The sequence below is a fragment of the Streptomyces sp. NPDC059456 genome (genome assembly GCF_042750055.1).
Classification (GTDB): Bacteria; Actinomycetota; Actinomycetes; order Streptomycetales; family Streptomycetaceae; genus Streptomyces.
The window spans coordinates 3,410-7,357 of the sequence record NZ_JBHYVA010000432.1; the positions used below are offsets into that span (position 1 = coordinate 3,410).

The window sequence follows — 3,948 nt, forward strand, 5'->3', positions numbered from 1 at the left end:
GCGATACTTGTGTGTCTTTGTGTCGGTGGGGCGCCCCAGCGCTCCTCCCCCCCCGTGGGGTCCCCCCCCGGGGGCTTTCCGCTGTTCGGGGCCAACTCTAGGATCGCTGGCGGCAGTTGAAACGCGAGCGGAGGGTGTGACCAGTGGCGCTGGAGATACGTCAGGCGGATCAGTCGGACCGGGACGCGGTGGCGCACCTGCTCGACGAGGCCTTCCGCGCCGACCCGGTGAGCAGCTGGGTCTTCCCGGACCCGGAGCACCGGGCCGCGGTGCACGGCCGGTTCCTGGGCGTCTTCGTGGACGTGGCGCTGGCCGAGGGGCGGATCGACTACGCGGCGGACGGCTCGGCCGCCGCCCTGTGGCTGCGGGTGCCGGCGGGGGAGCCGGAGGGGGAAGACGCCGGGGACGACGTCCCGGCGAAGATGCGGGCGGTCGCCGACCCGGACAACGAGCGGTGCGAGCTGGTGGGCCGGCTCACGGGCGCGGTGCACCCGACCTCCGAGGAGCACGAGTACCTGCTGATGATCGCGGTCGCGCCGGGGAGGCAGGGCGAGGGGCTGGGGACCGAGCTGATGCGGCCGGTGCTGGAGCGCTGCGACCGCGAGGGCGTCCCCGCCTACCTGGAGGCGAGCAGTGAGCGCAGCAAGGGCCTGTACGAGCGGCTCGGCTGGGAATTCACCGGTGAGGCGGTGCAGCTGCCGCAGGGGCCGCTGATGTGGCCGATGTGGCGCAAGCCGCAGGCACTCGCCGTGTCGTGACGGCGACGACGGCCGCGTGAGCACCGCATGCGCGGTGCTCCGGCCGACGCGTCCCCGACCGGCGCGCGCACCGTCGGCGGCGGCCGGGCGGCCGGCTCGTACGCCGTCAACCGCTGAAACCGGCCGGACGGCCGGAACCGGCCTACCGTGGAGGTATGGCCGGCGAACAGCACCGACAGCAGGACCGGCGCCACACGCACCCGCATGAGGTCGTGGCCCCGCAGACCGCGCACGAGCAGCTCGCGTGCCCGGTCTGCGGGCGCCCCGTGGACACCGTCATCCGGCGGCGCAAAGCGCTGGGGATCTTCATTCCGGAGTGGGTACCGGGTCCCTGCCGGAACCCGGACTGCGCGGAATACGTACCCGAGGTGGGAAAACTCCCCTAGCTCCGACGGCCGGCCGAAACGGCTAGCCCTTCGACCCCAGGCCCGACGCGGCGAGCCCGTTGCGCCAGAGCTGGTTCACGCGCGAGCGCTCCGTGCTGTTCGGGTAGGGGTTCGTGCAGGACGTGCCCGGGCCGCCGCCCGACATCAGCTCGGAGCACGGCCCCGAGTAGTGGTCCGGCAGGCCCAGCACGTGACCGGTCTCGTGCGCGGTCACCCGGGTGGAGTCGTACTGCTGGTTCTGCTGGTAGTCCAGGAAGATGTAGCCCCGGCCGTGGCCGTCCGTGCTCGCGTACGAACCGCGCGAGTCGTTGCCCTCGTAGTACGAGAAGTTCCCGCCGGAGGACACCTCCTGGAGCTTCACGTTCGAGACCGAGCTGTTCCATATCTGCGCCGAGCGGGATATCTGGCTGCGGAAGCTGGGCGCGTTGCGCGTGTTGTACGTGACGGTCACCGCGAGGACGCCCGGGTTCGCGGCACGCTGCTCGGCGACCGAGCGCTGCACGGCCTCGAAGAAGGCGCGGTTCGCGTCCTGGTTCTCCTGCGAGTGCGCGTACGCCGCGTAGCTCGCGGCATTGCCGGCAGGGGCGGAGGCGGGGGCCGCGGTGGCGGTGGGGACGACACCGAGGGCGGCCACGAAGCCGAGGCCGACGGTGGCGGCCAGCGCGGCCTTGCGGGACATACGGGAGTGGCGCATGTGGGGGAGCTCCTACTCATCCGGTGCGGGGGGTGGGTCGTTCGGTACCGGAGTCTGCGGGAGCGGGAGCGGCCGGCGGATGATGTCAGCCATCGATAACGCCGCCCTATCGGGAAGATTTCGGAAGGTCAACTTCCATGAGAATGGCGGGATTAGAGGGGGTATCAGTGGCTGGTGCGGTCCACTGACAGCGGCCTACTCTCGGGGCATGGAGCTTGAGGTGAGGCACCTGCGCGCACTGTGCGCCATTGCCGACGCCGGCAGTCTGCACAAGGCCGCGCGGCAGCTCGGCGTGAGCCAGCCCTCCCTCACGACGCAGCTGCGCCGCATCGAACGCGCCCTGGACGGCGAGCTGTTCCTGCGCGAGCGGACCGGCTGCCGGCCCACCCCCTTCGGCCGGACCGTCCTCGGCCGGGCCCGCCCGCTCCTCGACCAGATGGCCGCGCTCGTCGCCGAGGCCAGGGCGCTGGCCCGCGGGCCGCGGCTGAACATCGGCTCCACCGCCAGCAGGGCCCTGCCGGGATGGCTGCGCCGGATCCACCGCAGGCTGCCCGACACGGAAACCTCGCTGGTGGTGGACGTGTCGGCCAACGCGCTGCTGCGGATGGTGGCTTCGGGGCAGCTGGACGTGGCCTTCGTGCACGAGGTCGAGGGCAGCCCGCTGCGGGTGCCGGCGGGGCTGGAGCTGCGGGTCCTGATGGAACGGGAGCCGCAGTTCGTGTCGATGTCCCGGGACCATCCCGCGGCGCGGCGGCCGGTGGTCCGGTTACAGGACCTGGCGGCCGACCGGTGGACGGTCGACCCCTCCGTGGACGGTGAATGGGACGGCCTGCGGCGGGTGTTCGCCGTGGCCGGGGTGGACCCGCCCGTCCTGCACGCCGACTACCACACCGCGACCTCGCTGATCGTCTCCGGCGAGGCGGTGGCCCCCTGCCAGCCGACGTCGGGGCCGCGCGACGACATGGCCATCCGGCCGCTGTCCGGGGACCCCCTCGCCGTCCGGCTGCTGATGGCCAGCCGGCCGGGCGCGCATGCCGAGATCTTCGAGGACCTCCGGGCGGCGTACCGCGAGGCCGCGCTCCGCACCCCGCCGTACCGGGCCTGGCTCCGCCACCACGAAAGCCCCCTACTGGCCGCCTAGCCGCCCCCCGGCGCCGCGGCACCGGCACCGGCACCGGCACCGGATGAGGCCGCGCCCGCCGGTGCGCCGCGGCCGCGCGGGATTCCGCCACCGCCCCTGCCGTGGCGCCGCCCCGCGCCTCAGACGCCGGCGGGGTCGCCCGGTCGGGAAGGGGTGCGCGCCGGTGGGGGTGGGGAGTTGGGGGTGGGGAGTTGGGGGCGGCGTAGGGTCGGGGGATGGTGGGGACTCGGTGGGCCGGTGGGGTTGTCGGAGGCGTGCTGTTGGCCGCGCTGGTGGTGGGCTGCGATACGCCGCCCCCGCCCGCGCCCGCGCCGGGGCCCGGTTGGGGCGGGGCCGCGCCCGCTCCCCGTACGTCGCGACCGGTGCCCCCGGCGGTCGGTTCCCCGCGGCCGGATCCCTGCCCCGAAGGGGGCGTACGGCTTCGGGAGGGCAGCGGGGATTCCGCGATGGGGCTTCGGGTGGCCGACATCCAGCTGGTCAACTGCGGTGCGCAGCCGTACGTGCTGGAGGGCTATCCGGAGATCCAGCTGCTGGACAGGAAGCGGGCCCCGGTGGACGTGGCGGTGGTGCACGGCACGGACGGCATCACCACTGCGCTGACCGGCGTGGACGGTGCCCCGCAGCAGGTGGAGCTCCAGCCCGGCCAGGCGGCCACGGTCGGGATGGTGTGGCGGAACCTGGTGACCGACACGACGGTGCCCGCCGCCGAGGGATGGGTCGTGGACGTGACCCCGCGGCCCGGTGCGCCCCGGCTGGAGCTGGAGCTCGGCCATTCCGTCGACTTGGGGAACACCGGGAAGCTCGGCATCGGGCCCTGGAGGGCGACGGCCCGGTGACCCGCCCGGTGACCGGCCCGACGGGCTGACGCTGCGCCCGAGGTGTACGGCGGGGGGGGGGGGGGGGGGGCGCGGCCGCCGGGGCGGGGGGCCCCCCCCGCGCGGCGGGGGGGCGGGCGGGCGGGGGGGGTGA

The 3,948-nt window shown here is 74.3% G+C and carries 5 protein-coding genes; 4 read left to right on the top strand and 1 reads right to left on the bottom strand.

The genetic code is table 11. The features are described 5' to 3' along the window. Positions 1-143: 143 nt before the first annotated feature. Positions 144-758, top strand: a complete 615-nt coding sequence (locus ACFXA3_RS29290) for a GNAT family N-acetyltransferase (RefSeq protein ID WP_385191539.1) — start codon at positions 144-146, stop codon at positions 756-758. A 155-nt stretch (positions 759-913) separates the two neighbouring features. Next, positions 914-1,144: a hypothetical protein gene (locus ACFXA3_RS29295; RefSeq protein ID WP_385191540.1), complete on the top strand. Its 231-nt coding sequence runs from the start codon at positions 914-916 to the stop codon at positions 1,142-1,144. A gap of 22 nt (positions 1,145-1,166) precedes the next feature. Here ACFXA3_RS29295 and snpA read toward each other — a convergent pair whose 3' ends face one another. Next, a complete protein-coding gene (gene snpA / locus ACFXA3_RS29300) occupies positions 1,167-1,838 on the bottom strand; it encodes a snapalysin (protein ID WP_385191542.1) in 672 nt (223 codons plus the stop codon). A 208-nt stretch (positions 1,839-2,046) separates the two neighbouring features. Between snpA and ACFXA3_RS29305 the strand changes: the two genes are divergently transcribed. Continuing rightward, positions 2,047-2,979: a LysR substrate-binding domain-containing protein gene (locus tag ACFXA3_RS29305; protein WP_385191543.1), complete on the top strand. Its 933-nt coding sequence runs from the start codon at positions 2,047-2,049 to the stop codon at positions 2,977-2,979. Positions 2,980-3,194: 215 nt separating this feature from the next. After that, positions 3,195-3,815, top strand: a complete 621-nt coding sequence (locus tag ACFXA3_RS29310) for a DUF4232 domain-containing protein (RefSeq protein ID WP_385191545.1) — start codon at positions 3,195-3,197, stop codon at positions 3,813-3,815. Positions 3,816-3,948: the final 133 nt, after the last annotated feature.